This is a genomic window from Niastella sp. sgz303648, from assembly GCF_059587045.1.
Window position 1 is genome coordinate 43,004 of the sequence record NZ_JCAPSW010000011.1, and the last position, 22,977, is coordinate 65,980.

Here is a 22,977-nt window from a genome sequence, read left to right on the forward strand (position 1 = left end):
CTTAAAACTTATAACTTTTTATTCTGATTTCTTCTTCTTAAAGCCATTCAGCAATCCTTTCACCGATTCAACCGCATTCTTTTTGGCGTCCTGCGGATTGGCATTGCCGGCGGCTGTTGTATCTTTTTGTCCAAAGATCTGTTTGGTGATCTGGTCTTTGGCTGCCTGAACTGCCTGGTTCTTTACTGATTTTAGTGTGTCTTTTGCGGCGCTTTTGGCGGCTGCAATGGCACTGTCGGCAGCGGCTTTTTTAGCGGCGGCCAGTTCTTTCGCCTGGTCTTTCATATCGTCGGCCAGACTGTTGCCGGCGCCAGCCATATCGGTTTTGATGGTAGGGTTGGTGATAGTGCCCCCCATATTTACTTTCAGGCTGATCACGTCGCTTACTTTCACCGGTATGCCTTTGCTGTTGGCCTGGCTGGCCAGATTATTCACCAGCGAATTGGCGGCAGAGCCCAGTTTTTCGCGCGGTACTTTCATGTTAATGGCATAATCGATCGACTGATCGAGCCCATGCTTGCCGCCGATTTCCATATTAATATCACCCAGTTTAACATTGAAAGGTTTTACAAACACTTTACCGTTGGCAAACTCAAAATAGCTTTTTACATCTTTCAGCGACACTTCTTTCAAACTGTTTATGTTGAGCGTAGAAGCCAGTTTATCGAGCGGGGCAAATTTTTTAAGCAGGCCTTCTAAAATCAGCAGCGATCCTTCACCGGTAAGCGTGCTGAGGTCGGGCATCATGGTTTCGCCCAGTTTGCCGTTGAGCGTTAATTTGGAAGTTAACTTTCCGGCAATAAATTGTCCGATCGGCATCAGCTTTTGTACGGTGTTGTAAGCCATGAATGTTTTTTGCACATCCAGGTTCTGTACATCATAAGTAAGCGATACATCGGGTTTCTTTTTTGAAACTTTGGTAGAGTAGGAGCCACCAAGCGCAATGTTGCCATCGAGTGCCTGCATCTTCACATCTTTCATGGTAACCGTTTCATCTTTCAGCTGCAGGGTACCGGAAATATTATTATAATCTACTTTATCGTATTTAACCTGGCCGGCTTTGGCATTCAGCGTTAAATTGATGTTTTTGGGAACCGCAAATGGTCCGCTGGTGGTTGATGCTGCAACTGTATCTTTTGCTGCGGGCGTGGTGCCTGAACCGGTTGTACCGGTGGCCGGGGTGCCCATCAGCTTGTTCAGGTCTACCTTATCGGCCGAAACATTTAAGGTACCGGTCAGCGCTTCATCTTTTAACGCATACCCGATGAGGTTATCGAAGGTACCGTTGGCGTTGAAATTGGTGCCCATGTAATTGCCGGTTACATCGTTCACGGTTACGTTCTTAGGGTTAAAAGTGAGTTGGGTGTTTTTAACCGTTACGCCGTCGGGGTAATCTTTCGATTTATAACTTACGTTGGAAGCCTGTACGGTACCGGCTGTTTGCACGGCATCGTACTGACTTTTATCAATAAACGATTTTTTGCCTTTGAAAGAAACGTCTGCTTTCACCACACCGGCCAGCGCCGTACCCGGTTCAAAAGCATAAAACTGACTTACATTGCCGAGATTAAAAGAACCTTTGGCTGTTCCATCGAAATTAGGGTCCGAAGCCAGTGTTTTCAGCAACAAAGTTAAATCGGCTGCATCCTGTCCTACTTCAACGTGGGCAGCAGGCACCTGTACCACAATGTGATCGGTTATGCCATCGGGACTTTCGATATTGATTTTTGCACTGGTGTTTTGAACGGGCTGCGGAAAAGCTTTTGACGCATAGTACAACTTATTGATATCAACAAAACCTTTGGCGCTGAACTCACCGGGTTTTTGCTGCTGTACTACACTCAGGTTGCCTTTTGCCTGAATATCGGCATTTACTGTTCCTGCCAGTTTGGTACCGGGCTCCAGCTTTACGAATTGGGTAACCCCGGCCAGATCGAGCTTACCTTTGGCGGCCGCATCAATATAGCGGTCGGTCATGGGTTTTTGCAGCAATACCCGAAAATCGAACGGATCGTTGCCAAATTCAATATGTCCTTTGGGAATATCCAATACCGTGTGGTCGGTAACACCATCGGGGTTATTTACTTTAACCTGAACATTAATATTTTTAACCGGTTGGGGCAGATCGGGGTACTGGAAAAATCCATCCTGCACATCGAGGTTGAAATTATAGGCCGGAATTTGTGTAGGGCTGTAGGTGCCTTTTACAAAACCGTTGAATAGGGCTTTGCCGCTTGTTTTGATCTTTGCAAAGTCCTGCTGATACACTGAAGGTATTAACGACAAAATGCTTTTAAAGTCGGTTGAGGGCGCCTTAAAGCTGATATCCATATTGTAGGTGCTGTCGTTCACCAGCTGAAAAAAGCCTTCTGTGGCCAGCTTCAGATCGTTCAGCGCTATTTCATCGGTTTTAAAAGAATATTTACTGTTTTTATTATCGACCTGAATATCCAGATCAATCGCTGTTTTGGTTTTAGCGAGATAGGGTATGCCGCCATAGATAAAGGTTACCTGGTCGGCTTTGGTTTCGGTTTGCAGGGTAAACAGGTCTGAAGTAAAATCTCCGCTGCCCTCATGGGTTAAATTAACCAGTTCGGTGCTCATGCCACTGCCGGCATCATCGTAGCTGATGTATGCATTTTTAATGGCATAGTGCTGCAGGTTCATCTGAAACGGTGAGGCTGCGGTATCGGCAGTGGTAGCTGTTGCGGTATCGGGTTTGGCAATATCCCAGTTGGCTTTTCCATCTTTATTTACAATGGCATGAATACGTGGTTCATCGATATTAACCGAATAAATTTTCATATTCTTGCCGCCGATTACGCTGAACAGGTTCACGGCCACGTCAATTTCTTTGGCGCTGATCAGCGTGTCTTTGGCGAACTCGTTGGTGCCAACAACCTGTAATTCTTCAAGGGCGAGCGATACTCTTGGAAAATGGCGGAAAAAAGAAAGGCTGAGATCTTTAAAATCTACATTCGCATTTATGTTTTTATTGATCTGTTCTTTGGCAATGGCCATTATTTTTCCTTTGAAAATAAATGGGGCCACAAACAGAATAACAATCAACACAGCGAGGGAAATACCAGTTATTTTTGCGATTTTTTTAACCATAGGTAATTGGTTTACTTGCATTTATCGGATGTGAAGATAATTTAAAAAGCAACATGGTACAAGAAGCAGGTTACAAGTTGCAGGTTGCAAGTTACAGGGAATATTTTTGTTACCGGTTACCGGTTCCCTGTTTCCCGGCACCCGGTAACTGGAACCCGGAATCCGGAACCCGGTAACCGGCAACCGATAACCTGCGCCCCCGAAACCCTGTAACCTGAAACCTGTAACTTGTAACATGTAACAAAATATACTATGACTCCTGAAAGACGTACCCGCCTGCTGTCGGTGCTAAACAAACGGCAGCCCGATTTAACGGTGGTATTGGAAAATGTATTTGACCCGCATAATATTTCGGCTGTTATGCGCACCTGTGATGCTGTAGGCATTCAGGAAGTATTTGTGCTGAACAACAAAATACCAAGACACAAAAAGTGGGGCGCCAAAAGCAGCAGCAGCGCCGCCAAATGGCTTACCGTGCACCAGTTTACCGATGCGCAGGAATGCTTTAAAGCGCTGCGTTCAAAATATGACAGGATTTTAACGACCCATCTTAGTAGTGATGCCGTTAATTTGTACGATATTGATTTTACAGGCCGCATTGCGTTGATATTTGGCAACGAGCATTCGGGGGTGAGCGATGAAATACGTGCCATGGCCGATGGTAATTTTATTATTCCGCAGGTAGGCATCATTCGCTCGCTGAACATTTCAGTTGCCTGTGCGGTTACGTTATACGAAGCACAGCGGCAAAAACAACTGGCCGGTCATTATGATACCTGCCGGTTGCCACAACAACAGCTGAATGAGCTGTTGCAGCATTGGGGATTTGAGCAGGAAGCAAATGAATAATGAATATTGAATAACGAATTATGAATGTAGAAGTGCTTTTACTTCGACATTCAACATTTTACATTCGATATTAAATAAATTGTAACATGAAAATTATTATTCTTACTTCTTTCTTCATGCTTCTTACCTCTGTGGCTTTTTGCCAGCAGAGCATAAAAAAGGTGAAGATCACCGATGTGGAAGAATATATTAAAAACAGCGATCATCCGGTAGTGATCAATTTCTGGGCTACCTGGTGCGCGCCCTGTGTGGCAGAGATACCCGATTTTATGGCAACCGTAAAACGGTACAGCGAACAAAAAGTTGAACTGATACTGGTGAGTCTTGACTTTGCATCATCCTATCCCAACAAAATACTGGATCTTATAAAGAAGAAAAACTTCGATGCTACTTTCCTGTGGTTAAATGAAACCAATGCCGATTATTTTTGTCCGAAGGTAGATGCCAAATGGGATGGCACTCTTCCCTCAACTTTACTGGTTAACAGCAAAATGGGATACCGTAAATTTTTCGGGCGTCCTATGACCGACAGACAGATTGAACTGGAGGTAGGAAGGTTAACGGGGTTGAAAAAATAGGCAATAAGCAATAAGTAATAGAACTGCAATCTTGCTAATAGTTGCTTATTGTCGATTGCCCGTTGCCAATTGATCACCGTTCTTCCGGCGGTATATTCTTTGTAATGACAACAGATATATACCAAAACAGGATCGTTAACAGAGTGAAATATACAAAAGCTAACATCGGATAAAAATTGGTATTAAGCAAGGTAGCAGTTAACAGTTCCTTAAGGAACTACTGCTAACTGCCACCTGCTAACTGTTTTGTTTTAATATTTTTTATTCATTTTGCTCAGGCTCTCATTAATGGCTTTGGCCGAATCGAGGTGCTTTCTGAGCGTTGGCAATTTCTGCGATGCAAAAGTTTTTACATCGGGATCGGTTGCATTGTTGGCTGTTTTTTCAAATGCCTCAATATCTTCTTTATGGTCATCAACCATCATTTTCATATAGGCTTTATCAAAATCAGCTCCTTTCTTTTTGCTTAGTTCATCTTTATGATGCTGATGTTTTCCGAGGTTGTCGGGTAACATTACATTCTTTTTACTGGCAATAGATTTTAAATCGTCGTTGGCAGCTGAATGATCACGCACCATCATTTCACCAAAATTCTTTACACGCTGGCTCATCGCATTTTCCTGAGCCAGTTTGCCCAATTCAACTTCGGCCATACCACCCATAGCTGCATCATTCATAAATGAGCGAGTGCGTTCATCTAACGTACCTTTTGCCGACATGGCCGTATCGCGCGACATATCGCGACCTGATTCAGTTGTAGCAGGAGCAGGTCCTTTCCTTATAGCTCCGGTAGAATCAGTGGCGGTTTTTTCGCCTGATGGACCCTGACATGCAAACAATGAAACCAATGCTCCCAATGCAAACGAAGAAAAGATTGTTGTTTTCATCTGAAATAATTTTGTGTTTTTAAAGAACTCTTTTTTGCCGGCTGATTTCAGACGGCCGGTCAGCGATAAAAGAAAAGTTCCGATTACCAGGTTAGCGCCGGTCTTCGGCATGGTCGGTTTTATAAATCGTTGATAATAATGCAGAAATTTTTGTGCCTTGCCGCACGGGCAGCACTAAATCGCATGCTGTTAAGGATATATAAATGCACCTGTGAGTGGGGTGGGGATTTATTTCAACAGGCAAATTTGTTTGTGGTTTTGAGGTTTGAAGTTTGTGGTTCTTTCGATGAATCATACTGTGCGAATTTGATCCCGTTAAAATTTTAAGGTGCGGAGAGGTAATAATGATTTTTCCAAAGCGCGGCAGCAACCACAAACCTCAAACCCCGTCCGACCGGGTCATCCGGGCGGGCATAAACCAGAAACAAGGAATAGGGGGCAATAAAAAATCCCGCCGGTGGCGGGATTGTACAGATTTTAAAAACGGGACTTATTGGTGTTATGAAATTCTCTTAATACTACAACCAACCGATCGGGATTGTTTAACCGATACTTCTTTACCTGCCAGCACTTCATTTATCGCTTCTTTTAAATGCTTACGGGTAACACTGGCCGCATCAGAAGGATTATCATCAATAGCGCCATGGTACACTAATTTACCGTTTTTATCGAACAGGTAGCATTCGGGTGTGCGGGTGGCGCCAAATGCATCAGCCAGTTCATTATTTTTGTCTTCGGCGTAAATCCAACTATAACCCTGCTCTTTTCCATATTCCTGCATGGCTGTCAATGATTCTGAATTTTTCCGGTTAGCTTCATTAGAATTTAACAAAACCACACCAATGTTTTTTGTGTTAGCAAACTGACATATTTCCTTAGTACGGGCCTGATTATTGATTACTACAGGGCACGTATTGCAACTAAACATTACCAGCAAACCATTTTCTTTCAAGGCACTTTTTAATGAAACCTCTTTGCCGGAAATATCTTTTAACTTATTATCTGCTTTCGGAATAGCAGATCCTAACGGAAGCGGATCACTTACTGTAAAGGCCAGCAACAATATTGCCGGCAATACCAACAGGGTAATGATAGCTTTTTTCATATTACATTGACAATTTTAATGGCTGATTGCTTTACAAAGTTTACTAAAAAATGATGGTTTTACCTACAGGTTTCTTGTTAACCGGTTTTAAAATTTTATTAAAAAATTGCAAAAAAAATTAATGTGAATGGCGAGTGACGGGGGCAGGAAGTCGGCAAGTTAACGGGTTGACAAGTTGATAAGTTAACAGGTTGACAAAGTTTACAGGTTAAAAAGAACAGAGTTCCTTTCCGTTTTACGTTTTACGATTGACATTCACCACCTCAAACGCGATCATGAAAAATTAAATCATCGCTGGTGTTGCTGTGCACCTGTTTTTCGCGTTCGAGGGCCATGGCTTTGAGCGAGTGGATGCTTACATTGAGCTCATAACCGATAAGCAGCACTAACGAGTTGATATATATAATAATCATCAATACAATGATGGTGCCTATTGAGCCGTACAGCGCATTGTATTTTCCGAAGTTGTTTACAAATAGCGAAAAGCCCAGAGTGGTTAATATGCTTAATGAGGTGGCTAAAATGGCTCCCGGCGAAACCAGTTTCCATCGTTTTTGTATAGCCGGCGCATACTTATAAATGAATGCAATGGCATAAAATATCAGGCTGATGATGAACAACCACCTGATGATGCCGATGAACTCAAGTACAAAGGCGCTTTTAATACCGAGCCATTTTAACACGGCCCCCTGAGCGATCAGTAAAAGCAAACAGGCGAGGATTAGCCCCATTATAATGACCGTAAGCTTTATGGCCACCAGGCGGGTATCGAGTCCCGTTCGTTTTTCGAACCCTATATAATTTTTATTGAACGAGCGCATCAGGCCCATCATGCCATTCGATGCAAAAAATATCAGCAGTAAAAAACCGAACGACAACAGCGCTATATGATCGCGAATGAAAAAACTATCTATAAAACTTATAATGCCCTTATTGTAGGTGCTGGCCGGTATTATATCCCTGATAATATCGTGCAATTGCCGTTGTACCGATCTTGACCGGATAAAGGGCAACTGTGGTATTAATGTAAATAAAAACAAACAGGAAGGGGGGATCGACATAATGAAGTTGTACGAAATAGCCGAAGCCCTTTCGGTTAAGCCAACCCGGCGAACCTGCTCTTTAAAAAAAATAATCACATCGTAAAGGGGCACACCATCAAATCCGGGCAAAATGATCTTTTTACTTTTTTGGGATAAAAAGCGAACAGGGGGTGAGTTTGATATAATACGTTCAACGTTCATTTAGGGTTTTTGAGTATCGCCGTGTGCCTCCATTCTTTTCTGTTGTTCAACATCCTGTGCTTTTTGAAATGCTGCGGCATTTATGAGGTGCTGCTCGTATGTTTCGCTAAACACATGGTGTCCTGAAAAATCACTTTTCGCTACAAAATAAAGATAATTTGTTTGTGGTGATTGTAAAACTGCATCAATGGTTTGCAGCGAAGGGGTACAAATGGGGCCGGGCGGCAGACCGGTGTTCATATACGTGTTATAAGGCGACTCAACGGTAAGATATTTCAGGTAAATGCGTTTCAGGCCAAAATCGCGCATGGCAAATTTTACGGTTGGATCGGCCTGCAGTTTCATGCCTTTGTTCAACCGGTTCAGGTATACACTGGCGATGGTATCTTTTTCGTCGAGGGCATTGGTTTCTTCTTCAACAATTGAAGCGAGCGTATAGGCTGTAACGGGGGTAAGTCCGTGCTCACGTGCCCGCTGACGTCGCTCTTCGGTCCACACTTTTTTATATTCAGCGTAAAATTTATCGAATATGCTATTCAGGGGCGCGTTCCAGTTATACATATAGGTATTGGGATAAATCATAGCCATTACGGTATTGGTATCGAAACCATAAGGCTGCAGCGAATCGATATTCGACAAATAAGCTATTACTGTAGCTGAATCAATTTCCATTTTACGGCCCAGAAAGCCGGCCAGGTTTTCTTTGGTGCGCAGTTTGGTAATGATGAGCTTTACGGGCGCCTGGGTATTGTTGCGCAACAGGCGAGCGATAGCCATAAGACTCATTCCTTTTTTCAGCTCGTACCTCCCGGCTTTGATTTTTTCCGGTACCCCGATCCTGCTGCCCAGAAATTCGAGTGCTGCGGGATTGTTTACCAGGTTGCTGTCGCGAAAGGTTTGAATAACCTCGGGCCAGTTGGCATGGCCGGTACGTATGTACAGGTATTTTGACTTTTCTTTAAAAGCAGTATTTTCAGTAAAAAACTGCCAGCCGGCGTAAGTGGCCGCCATCACCGCTATAATCAGTACGCTTATTACCAGTTTTCTGAACATAGGTTATAGATTAAAAAATTATCATCTGTTGCTGCATTGCAGGTTGTTATTGTGCAAGAACTATGCCCCAGCAGGCAGTTTCGGGTTTGTAGTTTGTTGTTTGTTGTTGCTGCCGCGATTTTATCTTTCCTCCCTGATTGCAATCACTTCATTCCTACCAGACTTCCGGCCTCCGACTTCAGACTTCCGTCCCCGGGGGGCACGAAGCAAAATAAATAAAAAACCCTGCCGTAAAGAAGACAGGGTTGAGCTATTTTAATTTAAATTATTTGTTAGCGTTTTGGAGCGGGGACTGGCTGCAAAGGATTGCCACCTGCAGGAGCCGGAGCAGTTTGCTGCGGTTTGGCATTTACTTCTCTTTTGCCGGTTGTTTCTTTGGGAATGAAAAATGCCGAAAACAAACACAGCAGCGCAATGGCAATGGCCATAACCCAGGTACCTTTTTCCAGTACATCGGTAGTTTGTTTAACGCCCATAAACTGGGTATTGAAACCGGCAATGCTTCCTGCCAGGCCACCACCTTTAGGGTTTTGAATCAGTATAAATAAACCAATGGCCACAGAAGCAATGATAATAAGTGCCAGGAACAGGATAATCATGTCACAATGCTTTTAATTGTTCAATTCTGCCCGCAAAATAAGGGCTTTTGGCGGGATTAAGCAAACTTAATTTCTCGTATATCCTAATGGCCTTTTGGGTATGGCCCTGCTTGGCCCATACTTCGGCCATCGCCTCGGTCAATACTTCTTTTTCTTCGACCGAATGTTCGGCTATACGTTGTATCGATTGATTGGTTACTTCATCTAACGATGTATTGGTTTCGATAGGCCCGATGCGTTTCATACTGCGCAACCAGTCGGTAAAGCTTTTTAACTGCTTACCCAGCTGGTCTTTAAAATCATCCTGCGTCAGTTTGATGCCCTGCGAAGCAAAATAATCGATGGTATGGTACGATTCAAATATCGGTTCGCCCAAATCAACAGCGGATTTTACCTCCTGACTGGCCTGAGTGAAAACAACAGGCTGTGGTTGTTTTTCTTCCGTTGCGGAGGGCGTTTCGCTAACAGGCTGTTCAACCTGCGCTACGGGTTCTGCCACAGGCGCCTGCTCAGGCTGTGCTGTGACTTCGGTAACAGCAGATGCAGCTTCAACCGGTTGAACGGTTTGAGTAGTTTCTTGTGCCGGAGGAGCGGTTTGAACGGATTCTTCAATCACCGGAGCCTGTTCGATAGCCAGGGTTGCCTGTTCGGTAACCTGGTTAACGGGTTCAACCTGCACAATATTTTCAGCGACCGTTTGTTCGGCAATGGCGGTTGGTTCGGTTGTTGTTTGGGCGGCAACAGCATTACCTTCCGCTACCACGGCTTCGGCCGGGGCGGCAACCGGGGTTAACGCTTCTTCGGTAATGCTAACCGCGTTTACTGCAGCCTCTGTCTTACTTTCTTCAGCCAGCTGACTGATTTCGGCAATGGCAACGGCCGAAGCTACTTCGGTTCCTTCAGTGGCAGCTACTGTATTTTCTTCGGTGACTGCTGAAACCGTATTGGTTTCTTCTGCTGCTGCAGTTGTGTTTTCAGCCACGGCAGCTGTTGCTGAAACGGCTGGTTGTACCTCCTCTATCGCTTTTTCTGCAACAGCCGGTATTTCTTCCTGAACGGGTATCTCTTCTTTATGAACACCGTTTGTTTCAGGCGCCGCTGCTATTTCTGTTGCTGATTCAACAGGTGGGGTAGCGGCGGCCTGTTCCGTTACAGGTTCATTGGTATTATAATCGTCGGCATCATTGAATACCGGCTCTTTTCTTCTTTCAGTCGGTTGAGGCTCCGAAGCAGTTTTGGGCATTTGTACCACAATACGAAAACCGGGCTGCTGGGCGGCTTCTTCGGCACGGGCAGCAACGGGTATCACTTCTTCTTTCTGATTTAATAACCAGCGAAGCCATAATGCGTTATGAAAATATAAAGAGGCCTGTTCACTTTGTTCATAGTGATTATAAGAGCCGGCGTCTTTTAATTTTTTTGCGTATAAAAACTGGCCTACGGCAGCAAACGGATAGTCATCAGTAAACTGTTTCAGTTCCTGTACAGAAACCTGCTCAAAAGAATCCTTATCAAAAAGGTGTTTTACCAGTGTTTGAATGTGGTGATATTGCATGGAACAGTTTACCAGTTTGAAAAAATACGATTGAAAATTTCATCCACCATTTGCTTAACGATGTTATCGGTTAACTGGGCTTCTGCCGCTGTTAAGGTCAGATTGGCCGAGAAATCGAAGTTACGGGAAACATCGGCTTCAAAATTCTTCGAAGGGTCTAATGTGTTTTTAAAATTTATATGAACTGTTACAGCAAGCCGCTGAGCTGCCGCTTTCTGGTCCGAAATTGCCGAGGTGGTTACATTGTAACCGGTAATTTGTCCGCTGATATCGTAATGCGCGTCATCGGTTTGCACACCGTTTAACCTTGTTTGCCCGGTAATTTTCTGCCGTAATTTATCTGTTAACTGCGGGCTTAACTGCGGATTGATATACCGCGCCCTGTTTTCGATATAATTTACCCTGAAGGTTTTTACTTCTTTAGGAATAGTGCTTACATCCTTGAATGAATAGCAGCCGCTGAAGAAAAGGGCAATAGGCAATAAGCACCAGGCAATGAACCTTGCAAGGTTACCGGTTACCGGTTTCCGGTTTCCGGTAACTGGCAACTGGTAACTGGTAACTGGTAACTGGTATTTTTTACTCCTTAATATCATACTCTTTAAGTTTTCTGTAAAGGGTCCTTTCACTGATGCCCAGATCAAGGGCTGCATCCTTACGTTTGCCTTTATGTTTTTTTAGTGCTTTAACAATCAACTCTTTTTCTTTGTCCATGATGTTCAGCGACTCATCAACTTCCTCGTGGTGGTGAATATCGTCGTTGTCGTGATGGAGCATAACCGGCTGCGGCGGACCAGCTACAACAGGCTGCATATAGGCCGCCGGCAATAATTCTTTATTCTTCAGTTCATTCAGTAATGCCTGATTCTGTACGTTGGTACCGGGGGTCTGCAATATATCAACAAACATCTTTTTCAGCTCGGTCACATCTTTCTTCATATCAAAAAAGAGCTTGTACAATATTTCGCGTTCATTGGCAAACTCGTGCCCGTTGGCTACAGGATTACCGCTTGCCAGTACGGGAAGCCGGTTGAGATCGGCGCGCTGGGGCAAAAAGCGCCCAAGCTCCCGGGCCGAAATCAGTTTATCGGTGGCCAGTACTGAAATTTGCTCTGCAATATTCTTCAATTCGCGCACATTACCGGGCCAGGGATAATTAATTAACACATCTTTTGCCTCATCATCGAGCTGAACCGGTGTGGTTTTATACCGCTCTGCAAAATCAACACTAAATCTTCTGAACAGCAGGGGAATATCTTCAGGGCGGTCGCGCAATGCCGGAACGCGGATGGGCACCGTACTCAGGCGGTAATACAAATCTTCCCTGAACTTTCCGTTTTGTGTGAAGGTGAGGAGGTCTTTATTGGTGGCGGCAATTACGCGCACATCGGTTTTTTGCACTTTGGAAGAACCCACGCGAATAAATTCGCCGGTTTCGAGCACACGCAGTAAACGGGCCTGGGTGCCGATCGGCATTTCGCCAATTTCATCAAGAAAGATGGTTCCTCCGTTTACCGTTTCAAAATAACCTTTACGGGCATCTACTGCACCTGTAAAAGACCCTTTTTCGTGACCAAACAATTCCGAGTCGATAGTACCTTCGGGAATAGCGCCACAGTTAACGGCAATAAAAGGATTGTGTTTGCGGGCCGATAAAGCATGAATGATCATTGAAAACGCTTCTTTACCCACCCCGCTTTCTCCGGTGATCAGCACCGTTAGATCGGTATTGGCTACCTGTGCACCTACCTGAAGGGCATAATTCAACGCAGGCGAATTACCGATAATGCCGAACCTGTTTTTAATACTTTGAATATCCACTTTACTACTAATTTTTTCAGATACCTTCTGCGGTCATAGCTGATACAAACGCCTGAAAGGTGATCCGGATTATTTTAATCAGGGCTATAGCCCGTTATTTATATCTGTATAAGACCCATGAAGTAATGGGGCGGCCGGTTGCCGGGTTGTAAGATGGTCTCCGGTTACCGGTTTCCGGGTACCAGGGAACCGGTAACCGGTATCGATGTATTTTATGCTTCAATTTTCCCCAATAATGTAGCTCCGGTACAGTCATACACTTTAACCATTACATAGTTGCCTTTGTTCAATGCATATTGTTCTTTCGGAAAAACAACAACTTTGTTCTGGCTGTTCCTTCCCATCCAGTCTTTATCGCTTTTTTTACTGTCGCCTTCGATCAGCACCTTAAAGGTTTTGCCTACATCGAGCTGATTGCTTTCGCGGCTCAGCCTGTTTTGCAGCTTCACAATTTCATCGAGTCTTTTTTTCTTCACTTCTTCAGGCACATCATCGGTATAGCGGCGGGCGGCCAGTGTACCGGGGCGCTCGCTATAAAAAAACATATAGCTCATGTCGTACCGGCTATGTTCCATGATGCTGAGCGTATCGCGATGGTCTTCTTCGGTTTCGGTACAAAATCCGGCAATGATATCGGAGCTGATACCGCAATCGGGCATTATTTCGCGAATGCGGTCAACTTTTGCCATGTACCATTCGCGGGTATAGGTACGGTTCATGAGCTGCAGTACGCGGGTTGATCCGCTTTGAACGGGCAGGTGTATGTATTTGCAAATGTTCTCGTACTTCGCCATGGTGTAAAGCACATCGTCGGTGATGTCTTTGGGATGGGAAGTAGAGAAGCGAACACGTAACGACGGATCGATGAGCGCAACCATTTCGAGCAGGTTGGCGAAGGTAACGGCGGCGGCCCCCTCCTGGCCTCCCCCGGTGGGGGAGGAAGTGGGTGATACTCCGTTTATTTTTATACCCTCTAAATTTTCTGACACCCAGTAGTAACTGTCTACGTTTTGCCCTAATAGCGTAACTTCTTTATACCCTCTGTTGAATAAGTCGATACATTCATTAACGATAGAGTGCGCATCGCGGCTGCGTTCGCGGCCACGGGTGAAAGGCACTACGCAAAATGAGCACATATTGTTGCAACCCCGCATAATGCTTACAAAAGCGGTAACGCCATTGCTGTCTAAGCGAACGGGGGCTATATCGGCATAGGTTTCTTCACGGCTCAGCAGCACATTTACGGCTTTCTGGCCGGTTTCGGCTTCAATGATCAATCCGGGCAAGCTGCGGTAGGCATCAGGCCCCACCACAATATCAACCAGCTTTTCTTCTTCAAGAAATTTGGCCTTTAACCGTTCGGCCATGCAGCCCAAAACGCCGATAAGGGCGCCGGGATTGGTTTTTTTAACCGTTCCCAGGTCGTTTAAGCGTTTGCGTACCGTTTGTTCGGCCTTTTCGCGAATGGAGCAGGTATTGATCAGGATCAGGTCGGCTTCTTCAAAATTGCGGGTAGCGCCAAAACCATTTTCATTAAGAATGGATGCCACGATTTCGCTGTCGGAAAAATTCATCTGACAGCCGTAGCTTTCTATATAAAACTTTTTATTATACGCATTCGGGTCATTTACAAAAGGGGCAAAAGCCTCTCCCTGCTTGCTTTCCTCATGCATCTTATGTGTCGTCGGCTCTAACATCTACAATTCAGATTTTTTTTAGGATGGCAAAGATAGCCAAAAAAGGGTAAAAATGACAGGTTGACAGAGGAAGAAACGGCAAAAGTGAAACGGCAAGCGGCAAATTTACCTCCGAAAACGGAGGCGCCGGGATAAACATATTCAATGGAACGCCAGGCCTTTGCATCATCCGCCCCGTTATTTTCAACGGTCGGTTAAATACAGGTTCTACCTCGCTGGCATTGAGCAGGTGTTGAGCAGGGGCTGCGGTGGCGGGAGGCAAGGGGGGCAGTTTGCCGGGTAGGGCGAACTCCATTTAGGGAGGATGACAACCTATAGATGATACTTACATAGCCTTTTTCGCCCAATTAACTCGTTTGTGTAACGTAGGTATGTCGATGATATCCCGTATTTAATAAGAACGGGACATATACGGAATATGTACGGAATATATACGGGATATGTACGAGATATAAGTAATTTAAGCGTTAATGAAGGGTAACCTATAACCGAACCATGTATCTTGTAACCTTAACATTCATCCTTATGAAGAAAGTTATCGTGTTAACAGGTTGGCTATTAACAGGCAGCATAGGCTTTTCGCAGCCTCGTTACCGAAACCTGGTAATGGAAGGCGGTGGGGTGAAGGGGTTTGCCTATGCCGGTGCATTACAGGTGCTCGACAGCATGGGTATACTGAAAAACATTCAGCGGGTGGGCGGTACATCGGTAGGGGCCATTCAGGGAGCCTTGCTGGCCGTTGGTTACAGTTCGGGTGAAATTATAGAATTAACCTCCAATATTCCATTGAAACAATTTAACGACGGCGGCTGGATGCTGGCAGGCGGCATCAGCCGGCTGAGCAAACAGTTTGGCTGGTATAAAGGTAAGAAAATAGCCAAATGGATAGAAGACCTGATCGCTGCCAAAACCGGAAACGGCCAGATGACCTTTGCCGAACTGCACCGGCAAAGCGCCGACAAGGGATATAAAGACCTGTATATAACGGGTACCGACCTTACCTGGCAAACGCTGCGCGTTTTTTCGTATGAAACGTATCCCAATATGCGTATTTGCGATGCGGTGCGCATTTCATTATCTATTCCGTTGTACTACCGGGCGGTACTGATGGACGATAGCGGAAAGGTTTATGAAAAACCAAACGGTAAGCAGTTGTTGCATGTAATGGTAGATGGCGGCGTATTGAGCAATTACCCCATATTTTTATTTGATTCGTCGAGATATGTACAGGGTAATGGCGCAACCGTAAATACTTATTTCGAAAATCCCGAAACACTGGGTTTGCTGATGGAAATACCCGAGCAAATTGAATACAATGTGCAGCAGCCTGGAATATATCCGTTTACTATATACACCATGAGCGATTATTTAAAAGCGTTATACCATACGCTTATCGATAAAGCCAATCCCGAAGTTTCGAAACCGAATGCTTTACGAAGAACCATTGCCATTAGTAATATGAATCTTTCAGGCAGGGTTCGCAGGCTGCCAAAGAAAACGATCATGGGGCTTGTTGAGAACGGAAGGGCAGGGGTACGCAGGTTTTTTGCCATCAACCATTAGCTGCCCACGGGAAAAAGATGCATAGCTTCGCGAAGCAGATATTTGCCACGGATTGCACAGACAACTGATTAATAAAAACCGGTTGTTGTTTTGAACAACAACCGGTAAAAGCATATTTATTTTACTTTACTGAGCAATGAAAAAGGGGTTAGAGATCTTTGTATTTCCCTGTTTGATTACCAGTATCGCCATTTTGTTTTTCTGAAGCGGCGCATCGAGAGTGAGGGTTTTTGTGTGCTTTCCTTTTGAACCATCTACTTCAATCGACTTCAAAACGGTTCCATCGTACGAAACAATTTCAAGTACGGTTTTACCATCTTTCAGCAGGTCATAATCTACCGACACCTGGTTAGATGATAAGTTGGATTTAACCACGGCAGCTACACCAGTATTTACTTTCCCGTTAACATCCAACTGGTCGGGCGTAAAAATGTGCGGTGTGTTGGTTGATGTACGGGCCAGGCTTGAAGCGCAGAAATTGAGACCAATTCTGAGTTTCGGGTGTTTTGAAGCATCAGAATAATCGCTTGTAGCAAAAATGATTGCCCGGTAAATGCTTTCGGTTTGCAGTTTGATCAGTAAACCATAACGGCTTGCCGGTGGCTGATTGATGATATCCTGTATCAAAGCGGTAATATTTAAATCGATCACATCGTAGTTCCATTGTGAGGTCGAAGCGGGCAATGCCACCTGGTTGGTAGTTGTGCTGCCGGGTTGATTATTCCAGTTAATCGTATTTTCATCCCAGGCAGAAGTAACACGCTGCACATAACAACCATTAGCTCCTGAATTTCCCTGTGGGGCAGTTGGTGATGATGGTTTTCCATATAAAGAGAGATAAGCATAGGTAACAGTTGTTCCCTGGGGAATTAACTGAAGATCGGTGAAGTCAATAGCAGCTCTGCAATAACCATCGCTTCCCCCATTTGCGTAAAATGTCCATGCGAATGGAACCATCTCTTCCGATGATCCATAGTTTCCGGTGGCGGCAGATGGTATGCCATTAATATAAAGGAAATGGGCGTCTTTACCACGGCAGGCATCGGGTTGAAAAGTCATTTCAGTTTGAGTTACCTGGCTGTAAGCGGCGCCGGTAACAAATAAAGCAACTGTACATTGCAGTAATGCGTAATTCATTTTTTTCATACAATAAAAGTTTAATAGATTAAATGTGTGACCAATAGGAAAAGAATCTTTAAGGTTCAATGGTAATTACATGTGTTACTACATAATTATATTTTATAGTTCACAATAAGCATCATGTACATATGCAACATCAACCGGATGCCGTTACAGCCGATGCCGTATTCCTGCAGGAAAATAAATGGATGCCGTTGTAAGATCAGCCTGTGCCGAAAAGGAGCCGGGCCGAAAATTAAGATTTGCCTTTGCCTGGGGAGATTTTTAACAGTGAATCTGACCGTTTGTTTGTACAGTACATATACGGTGGCCGGTGTGTGGGTTGTCGCTCTACGTGTACTGTATAACGTTTATAAACAAATGTCGTTGGGTGAAATTAATGAATTACTCTGAAATAGCGCACGAAAATGTAAAGTTGTTTTTTGCCGATCACTGTGTAGATAACGGTGATGAATGATCTATAATTTAATTGTTGCGGCTCTGTTACCTGGTAAAGGGGGCGGGTAATAAATTTTAATATTATAAAAAAAAGACAACCCATGTTAGATTGTCTTTTTTGAGCGGAAGACGAGAATCGAACCCGCGACCCTCAGCTTGGGAAGCTGATGCTCTACCGGCTGAGCTACTTCCGCTTTTATCCGCCGTCCGCGTGTCGCTGAAGCTATAGCGGAGGCGCAAGCTTTAGCGAAGGCGCATTATAAATTTAATAAAAAAAATTCAACCGGCATCTTTCTTACCACAACGGTTTGTTTTGATAATAGTCAAGAATTTTGGTACGAAGCACATAATCGTAACGGGCAATGATGAGGTTTACATTGGCGTGGTCGAGGTTGTTTTTGGCTATGAGGTAATCAACCGAAGTAGAAGCGCCTGCATTGAAACGCGCTTCTGCAGCACGGAACGATTCGGCATAAGCCGCTACCTGGTCAACCAGCGCCTGGTACCTGTTCAGGGCGGCGGTCATATTAAAATAATCCTGTTCAATAGACTGCTTCAGTGAAATCTGCTGCGTTTGAGCCGTGTATTCAGCGCTTTTCAAATCAATTTTTGCAAGGGCTATCTGGTTGCGGTAACGAAAATTATTGAAGATGGGTATGCTTATGCCTATACCTACATAGGTGCGATAGTTATTACTAAGCTGATCGTAATATTCGATTTTCCGGTCAGATGAATCGCGGGAAGCGCTGGAGTAGGGAGTATAAAAACCGGCTCCCAACCCTACTGAGGGAAACAGGTTGCCACGTGCTGCCTGCACTGATTTTTCGGCGCTTTTTTTACGAAGGTCGGCCGCCTTTACCGGGGCCAGCTGCTGCAATGCTATGGTAAAGATGCTGTCGGTAGTGGCCGTGTAGTTCATAACGAACTGATCGGCTCTCAGCTGTTCAACCTGAAGGGTTCTGTTATAAGCAACATTCATCAGTTGCGACAGGCTCAAACGTGCTGCATCAAGGTTATTCTGACTGTTAATAATACTTACTTTATTATCGCCCAGTTGTCCCTTCATGTCGGTAAGGTCAGATGGTTTTATTGCACCCTGCTCATTCATGAGTTCAAGCCGTTCAACCTGTTTTTGCGTTACTTCGGCTTGTTTTTGCGCCTGCAGCAGCAGGTCGTTGTTAGTGAGTATCTGCAGGTAAGCCAGTATAACCTTCAGCATTAACTGATCTTTTTGCCATTGTAATTCCATTTTGCTGGCTTCGTAGGCATACTGACTGCTTTTTAACGTATTCAGCAACCGTAACCCGTTGAACAGGGTTACATTGCCCGATAAAGAATAACTGCCAGAGGTTTGTTGCTGGTTTACGTAACTGTTTGTACTGAGGTCGATGCTTCGGCCCTGGTTAAGGGTGTGGTCAATTTCGCCGCTTATATTGGGCAACAGGTTGGCTTTTGATTGCCGCCAGTTAATACCGGTCCGTTGCATATTGAGGTCGCTTTGCTTAACATCAAGATTATTTTCTATAGCTGTTTGCACGCATTGCTGTAACGTTAATGGACGGCCGGTTATACTTTGTGCCCGGCCATCCAAATAAACGATCATGGCTATACTGAACAAGGCGAATATTTTTCTGAATCGCATGAATGCTGTTTTATTTCTGAGTTCTTTAGTTCTGTGTTCTTAGTTCTTAGTTTTGGGTTTCGGGTTCTTTTTCAACCCGTCCATCGAGCAGGTTTATTATATGCGAGCCGTAGGCCGCATTTTTTTCTGAATGGGTTACCTGTATAATGGTTACGCCTTCGTTATTCAGCTGTTTAAACAGGTCCATGATTTCCTCTCCCTGTTTTGAATTAAGGTTACCGGTAGGTTCATCGGCCAGTAACAATTTGGGTTTGGCAATCAGGGCGCGGGCAATGCCAACCAGTTGCTGTTGTCCGCCCGAAAGCTGGGTAGGGAACAGGTCTTTTTTTCCTACGATATTAAAACGATCGATCATATCGGCCACCATGGCTTTGCGTTCGGATGATTTTATATTTTGATATATGAGCGGCGTTTCGATGTTCTCGTATACCGTTAACTCATCGATGAGGTGATATGCCTGAAACACAAAACCGATATGTTGTTTGTATAGCAGCGACCGTTGCTTTTCTTTCAGCGTATGCACCGGCTGGTCCATGAAATGATATTCACCTTCCGAGGCATCGTCGAGCATGCCTAAAATGTGCAGCAACGTTGATTTGCCCGAACCCGAGGGGCCCATAATTGAAACAAATTCTCCTTCTTTGATCGTGAGATTTATATCCTTTAAAATGAATGTGGGTTTTCCGCCTATCTGATACCATTTTGAAATGTGCTTCAGTTCGATCATTTGTTTTATGGTTTATAAGTTCTGAGTCTTGTGTACGCCCAATACATGCCAGTTTATAGAGCAATGATTTGCAAGATACTATAAGCAGATTATATACGAATGAGTTCGTTTTTGATACAGGAAGTGTCCGGTTTTGATACACCGCCCCGGATGGCTGGATGGCTAAACTGTTTGATGGTTAGTCGTTGCGGATGGCACAGGTTAATTGAAATTTGGGCTGCCCAACCATCAAACAATATAGTTATCAAACAATTTATTCGGTTCTCAAACTTTTAACAGGGTTCATTACAGCTGCTTTAACGGCCTGAAAGCTTACCGTAATTACAGCAATAAGCACGGCCAGGGCGCCGGCTGCAATGAAAATCCACCAGCTTATATGGGTGCGATAGGCAAAATTTTCGAGCCATTTGTTCATGCCGTACCAGGCAACCGGAAATGCTATTATTGCCGACAGTAATACCAGCTTTAAAAAATCTTTTGCCAGCAGGTTAACAATATTGCTTACGGTTGCACCCAGCACTTTGCGAATGCCTATTTCTTTAACCCGTTGTTCGGCTGCGAAACCAATTAACCCGAATAAACCGAAACAGGCTATCAGTATGGCTAAACCGGCAAATGAAATGAATATTTTACCGGTTCGTTGTTCTGACTGATACAGGTTGTTAAAATCATTATCCATAAATGAATAATTGAAAGGCTGGCCGGCCATACCGGGTATGGCCTCATATACATTTTTTATCTGCTGTAGAAGTGATGGTAAGTTTTTAGTATTTACCCGTATCGCAACAGCGCCTCTTTCTTCGGCCAGATTAAATACTGTTGGCTCAATTTTATTGCGCAGCGAACCGGCATTAAAATCTTTTACCACACCAATTATAGTTAATGCAATAGGTTCGCCATGTCCATCCAGATATATCTTTTTATTCAGCGGATCTTCAAAGCCAAACATTTTTGCAGCAGTTTCATTGATCAATACAGCGGATGAATCTGTGGAAAGCAGGGGTGAAAAATTCCTTCCTGCTGCCATCTTTATATCCATGGCAGCAACATAATCGGCATCGATATGCCAGTAACCCATGATAAGCGCATCACTGGCTTTGAGGGTAGGATTTTTCATAAACCCGGTGATGTCGGTTGATGAAGCCGTAGGCAGGCATTTGGTCATGGTTACCTTTTCAATACCAGACAATTTTGATACTTCCTCTTTAAACGTTGTTGCGTGATTGCCTAACGAATAGGTGTTTTGCAATATCAGCACCTGATCGCGATTATAACCTACATTCTTACTTTTGATAAAATGCAGCTGGTTATATATTACAATAGTGCCAATGATTAAAATAATACCTGTTGCAAACTGAAATACTACCAGTGAATTTCTTAACCAGCCGCTTTTAAAGCCGGTGGCTGTTCTTCCTTTTAATACTCTTATTGGTTTAAAGGTCGACATATACAATGCAGGATAGCTGCCTGCCAGTAAACCAACAACAAGTATAAAACCTGCGAGCAATGGCACCAGTAGTTGTAGCGGTATTAATTGCATGCTGATTGCTTTGCCCGACAACTGGTTGAAATAAAGCAGCAGCAAAGCGGTGAAAAATAAAGCAACTAATGAGGCAATTACAGTGGTTATTACAGACTCAGTAAGAAACTGCAGGATGAGTTGATTACGAACAGCTCCAATCACTTTTCTTACACCTACTTCTTTTGAACGGCCGGCCAAACGCGCGGTGCTCAGATTGATAAAATTTACACAGGCAACCAGCAATATGAAAATCGCCACCACTATAAAAATATAAACATCCTGTAACTCTCCGTTGGGTTCAATTTCAAAGCTGAGGTTCGAGTGTAAATGTATATTGTTTAAGGGCATTGCCTTATAACTGAAGTAATCGCCGTTTTTAGTAAGGTCTTCAAGGCTGCTGTGTAACATTTTCTGTAACTGATGGGCCAGGTACCTGTTTACGGTTTCATTCAGATACCGGTTGATCATTTGTTCATTTACTCCTTTACGGGTAACTATATAGGTAATGAAGTTGTTGCCCATCCAATTATCGTCATGGCTAAAATCAAGTTCTGCCATTGCTCTTATAAAATCAAAATGAAAATGCGACTGTGGAGGTATGTCTTTTATTACACCGGTGATATTGTAATTGACCGAATTATTGATAAGAAGTGTTTGTCCGGTTACATCTGTTCGTCCGAAGTATTTTTTGGCAGCGCTTTCAGAAATAACAACAGAGTGGGGGAGTTTCAATGCGGTTTTAGGATCCCCGGCAATAAATGGTAAAGTGAAGACATCGAAAAAGGTTGCATCGGCGAATACGGCTTTATTTTCCTGGATGGTTTCATTTCCCTTTTTTACAATAATGTTGTTATTGTTGATTTGTATAAGGCGAACCATTTTTTCGACCTGCGGGTAATCCTTTACGAGTGCAGGCCCAAGGGGAGCGGGGACCGTAGCAGCATTAAATGTATTATTATTCAGTTTGAAATGAGCATCTATGCGAAAGATGCGGTCGGCTTTTTCATTGTATTTATCGTACTGTAATTCATCCGTTACATACAAGGTAATAAGCAGGCAAACACACAATCCAATGGCCAGTCCGAATATATTCACTACCGAAAAAACGGTATTCCGGCGCAGATTTCTGATGGCTAATTTCAGATACTGTACAATCATAAGCTGCTATTTATTATTCTCTTTAATATTCTGCAACAATCGCGCAACGGCTGCATCCATTTGTTGAACAGGTATGTTTTTTTCTTTAACGTAAATATACTTCAGTACTCTTACAGCTTCATTGACCAGCTCCCGGTTGGTGATGCCGGCCAATATCCACTCGTTCCATTCACGAAGGGCGTTTTCATCTGACTGATGATACCAGGCAATGAATGTTTCATCTGCCAGCAGGTCTTCTACTGTGCGGATTGTTTGTTTCATGGTATACTTGTGAATGGTCAATGC

At 44.0% G+C, this 22,977-nt stretch carries 18 protein-coding genes and 1 tRNA gene; 3 read left to right on the forward strand and 16 right to left on the reverse strand.

Translation table 11 applies throughout. The annotated features are described in order from the left end of the window. Positions 1-18: 18 nt before the first annotated feature. A complete protein-coding gene (locus AC59IL_RS27190) occupies positions 19-3,114 on the reverse strand; it encodes a hypothetical protein (RefSeq protein WP_496555377.1) in 3,096 nt (1,031 codons plus the stop codon). A 252-nt stretch (positions 3,115-3,366) separates the two neighbouring features. On the opposite strand from AC59IL_RS27190, the gene AC59IL_RS27195 reads away from it, so the two are divergent. Both AC59IL_RS27195 and AC59IL_RS27200 read left to right on the forward strand, forming a co-directional pair. Beyond that, positions 3,367-3,963, forward strand: coding sequence for a TrmH family RNA methyltransferase (locus AC59IL_RS27195; RefSeq protein WP_496555378.1), 597 nt, complete (start codon positions 3,367-3,369; stop codon positions 3,961-3,963). Between the two features lie 86 nt (positions 3,964-4,049). Beyond that, entirely contained in the window at positions 4,050-4,541 is a 492-nt protein-coding gene (locus AC59IL_RS27200; protein ID WP_496555379.1) for a TlpA disulfide reductase family protein, read from the forward strand. A 251-nt stretch (positions 4,542-4,792) separates the two neighbouring features. Here AC59IL_RS27200 and AC59IL_RS27205 read toward each other — a convergent pair whose 3' ends face one another. The 9 genes from AC59IL_RS27205 to AC59IL_RS27245 all read right to left on the reverse strand — a co-directional run bounded on the left by AC59IL_RS27205 (position 4,793) and on the right by AC59IL_RS27245 (position 14,502). Beyond that, on the reverse strand, positions 4,793-5,539 hold the full coding sequence (locus AC59IL_RS27205; RefSeq protein WP_496555380.1) for a DUF4142 domain-containing protein: 747 nt from the start codon (positions 5,537-5,539) through the stop codon (positions 4,793-4,795). A gap of 388 nt (positions 5,540-5,927) precedes the next feature. Further along, positions 5,928-6,533: a thioredoxin family protein gene (locus AC59IL_RS27210; RefSeq protein ID WP_496555381.1), complete on the reverse strand. Its 606-nt coding sequence runs from the start codon at positions 6,531-6,533 to the stop codon at positions 5,928-5,930. Between the two features lie 263 nt (positions 6,534-6,796). Beyond that, the gene (locus AC59IL_RS27215; protein ID WP_496555382.1) at positions 6,797-7,777 is read right to left on the reverse strand and encodes a YihY/virulence factor BrkB family protein; all 981 of its coding nucleotides are present in this window, start codon (positions 7,775-7,777) and stop codon (positions 6,797-6,799) included. After that, positions 7,778-8,830 (reverse strand): endolytic transglycosylase MltG, encoded by a 1,053-nt coding sequence (gene mltG / locus AC59IL_RS27220; protein ID WP_496555383.1) that lies wholly within the window; start codon positions 8,828-8,830, stop codon positions 7,778-7,780. It lies immediately after the preceding gene. A gap of 272 nt (positions 8,831-9,102) precedes the next feature. Then, entirely contained in the window at positions 9,103-9,429 is a 327-nt protein-coding gene (gene secG, locus AC59IL_RS27225; RefSeq protein WP_496555384.1) for a preprotein translocase subunit SecG, read from the reverse strand. A 1-nt stretch (position 9,430) separates the two neighbouring features. Further along, on the reverse strand, positions 9,431-10,984 hold the full coding sequence (locus tag AC59IL_RS27230) for a DUF8458 domain-containing protein (RefSeq protein ID WP_496555385.1): 1,554 nt from the start codon (positions 10,982-10,984) through the stop codon (positions 9,431-9,433). Positions 10,985-10,992: 8 nt separating this feature from the next. Continuing rightward, a complete protein-coding gene (locus AC59IL_RS27235; protein ID WP_496555386.1) occupies positions 10,993-11,580 on the reverse strand; it encodes an LptE family protein in 588 nt (195 codons plus the stop codon). Beyond that, a complete protein-coding gene (locus AC59IL_RS27240) occupies positions 11,564-12,805 on the reverse strand; it encodes a sigma-54 interaction domain-containing protein (RefSeq protein ID WP_496555387.1) in 1,242 nt (413 codons plus the stop codon). The genes AC59IL_RS27235 and AC59IL_RS27240 overlap by 17 nt, the downstream gene beginning before the upstream one ends. A gap of 212 nt (positions 12,806-13,017) precedes the next feature. Further along, positions 13,018-14,502 carry a MiaB/RimO family radical SAM methylthiotransferase gene (locus AC59IL_RS27245; RefSeq protein WP_496555388.1) on the reverse strand — a complete coding sequence of 495 codons (1,485 nt, stop codon included), beginning with the start codon at positions 14,500-14,502 and terminating at the stop codon, positions 13,018-13,020. Positions 14,503-15,027: 525 nt separating this feature from the next. Here AC59IL_RS27245 and AC59IL_RS27250 point away from each other — a divergent pair. Then, the gene (locus AC59IL_RS27250) at positions 15,028-16,065 is read left to right on the forward strand and encodes a patatin-like phospholipase family protein (protein ID WP_496555389.1); all 1,038 of its coding nucleotides are present in this window, start codon (positions 15,028-15,030) and stop codon (positions 16,063-16,065) included. A gap of 126 nt (positions 16,066-16,191) precedes the next feature. Here AC59IL_RS27250 and AC59IL_RS27255 read toward each other — a convergent pair whose 3' ends face one another. From AC59IL_RS27255 to AC59IL_RS27280, 6 genes are all read right to left on the reverse strand, one after another. After that, a complete protein-coding gene (locus tag AC59IL_RS27255; protein ID WP_496555390.1) occupies positions 16,192-17,211 on the reverse strand; it encodes a DNRLRE domain-containing protein in 1,020 nt (339 codons plus the stop codon). A 553-nt stretch (positions 17,212-17,764) separates the two neighbouring features. Then, positions 17,765-17,837, reverse strand: a tRNA-Gly gene (locus tag AC59IL_RS27260). 101 nt (positions 17,838-17,938) lie between these two features. Further along, positions 17,939-19,285 carry a TolC family protein gene (locus tag AC59IL_RS27265; RefSeq protein ID WP_496555391.1) on the reverse strand — a complete coding sequence of 449 codons (1,347 nt, stop codon included), beginning with the start codon at positions 19,283-19,285 and terminating at the stop codon, positions 17,939-17,941. Positions 19,286-19,331: 46 nt separating this feature from the next. Then, positions 19,332-20,012 (reverse strand): ABC transporter ATP-binding protein, encoded by a 681-nt coding sequence (locus AC59IL_RS27270; protein WP_496555392.1) that lies wholly within the window; start codon positions 20,010-20,012, stop codon positions 19,332-19,334. A gap of 253 nt (positions 20,013-20,265) precedes the next feature. After that, on the reverse strand, positions 20,266-22,692 hold the full coding sequence (locus AC59IL_RS27275; RefSeq protein WP_496555393.1) for an ABC transporter permease: 2,427 nt from the start codon (positions 22,690-22,692) through the stop codon (positions 20,266-20,268). Between the two features lie 6 nt (positions 22,693-22,698). Then, positions 22,699-22,953: a hypothetical protein gene (locus tag AC59IL_RS27280; RefSeq protein ID WP_496555394.1), complete on the reverse strand. Its 255-nt coding sequence runs from the start codon at positions 22,951-22,953 to the stop codon at positions 22,699-22,701. Between the last annotated feature and the right edge of the window lie 24 nt (positions 22,954-22,977).

What these genes read in the sequence shown, in the direction of transcription:
- AC59IL_RS27190 (WP_496555377.1), bottom strand. Translation starts at nt 3,114, where the DNA reads ATGGTTAAAAAAATCGCAAAAATAACTGGTATTTCCCTCGCTGTGTTG.
- AC59IL_RS27195 (WP_496555378.1), top strand. Translation starts at nt 3,367, where the DNA reads ATGACTCCTGAAAGACGTACCCGCCTGCTGTCGGTGCTAAACAAACGG.
- AC59IL_RS27200 (WP_496555379.1), top strand. Translation starts at nt 4,050, where the DNA reads ATGAAAATTATTATTCTTACTTCTTTCTTCATGCTTCTTACCTCTGTG.
- AC59IL_RS27205 (WP_496555380.1), bottom strand. Translation starts at nt 5,539, where the DNA reads ATGCCGAAGACCGGCGCTAACCTGGTAATCGGAACTTTTCTTTTATCG.
- AC59IL_RS27210 (WP_496555381.1), bottom strand. Translation starts at nt 6,533, where the DNA reads ATGAAAAAAGCTATCATTACCCTGTTGGTATTGCCGGCAATATTGTTG.
- AC59IL_RS27215 (WP_496555382.1), bottom strand. Translation starts at nt 7,777, where the DNA reads ATGAACGTTGAACGTATTATATCAAACTCACCCCCTGTTCGCTTTTTA.
- mltG (WP_496555383.1), bottom strand. Translation starts at nt 8,830, where the DNA reads ATGTTCAGAAAACTGGTAATAAGCGTACTGATTATAGCGGTGATGGCG.
- secG (WP_496555384.1), bottom strand. Translation starts at nt 9,429, where the DNA reads ATGATTATCCTGTTCCTGGCACTTATTATCATTGCTTCTGTGGCCATT.
- AC59IL_RS27230 (WP_496555385.1), bottom strand. Translation starts at nt 10,984, where the DNA reads ATGCAATATCACCACATTCAAACACTGGTAAAACACCTTTTTGATAAG.
- AC59IL_RS27235 (WP_496555386.1), bottom strand. Translation starts at nt 11,580, where the DNA reads ATGATATTAAGGAGTAAAAAATACCAGTTACCAGTTACCAGTTACCAG.
- AC59IL_RS27245 (WP_496555388.1), bottom strand. Translation starts at nt 14,502, where the DNA reads ATGTTAGAGCCGACGACACATAAGATGCATGAGGAAAGCAAGCAGGGA.
- AC59IL_RS27250 (WP_496555389.1), top strand. Translation starts at nt 15,028, where the DNA reads ATGAAGAAAGTTATCGTGTTAACAGGTTGGCTATTAACAGGCAGCATA.
- AC59IL_RS27255 (WP_496555390.1), bottom strand. Translation starts at nt 17,211, where the DNA reads ATGAAAAAAATGAATTACGCATTACTGCAATGTACAGTTGCTTTATTT.
- AC59IL_RS27265 (WP_496555391.1), bottom strand. Translation starts at nt 19,285, where the DNA reads ATGCGATTCAGAAAAATATTCGCCTTGTTCAGTATAGCCATGATCGTT.
- AC59IL_RS27270 (WP_496555392.1), bottom strand. Translation starts at nt 20,012, where the DNA reads ATGATCGAACTGAAGCACATTTCAAAATGGTATCAGATAGGCGGAAAA.
- AC59IL_RS27275 (WP_496555393.1), bottom strand. Translation starts at nt 22,692, where the DNA reads ATGATTGTACAGTATCTGAAATTAGCCATCAGAAATCTGCGCCGGAAT.
- AC59IL_RS27280 (WP_496555394.1), bottom strand. Translation starts at nt 22,953, where the DNA reads ATGAAACAAACAATCCGCACAGTAGAAGACCTGCTGGCAGATGAAACA.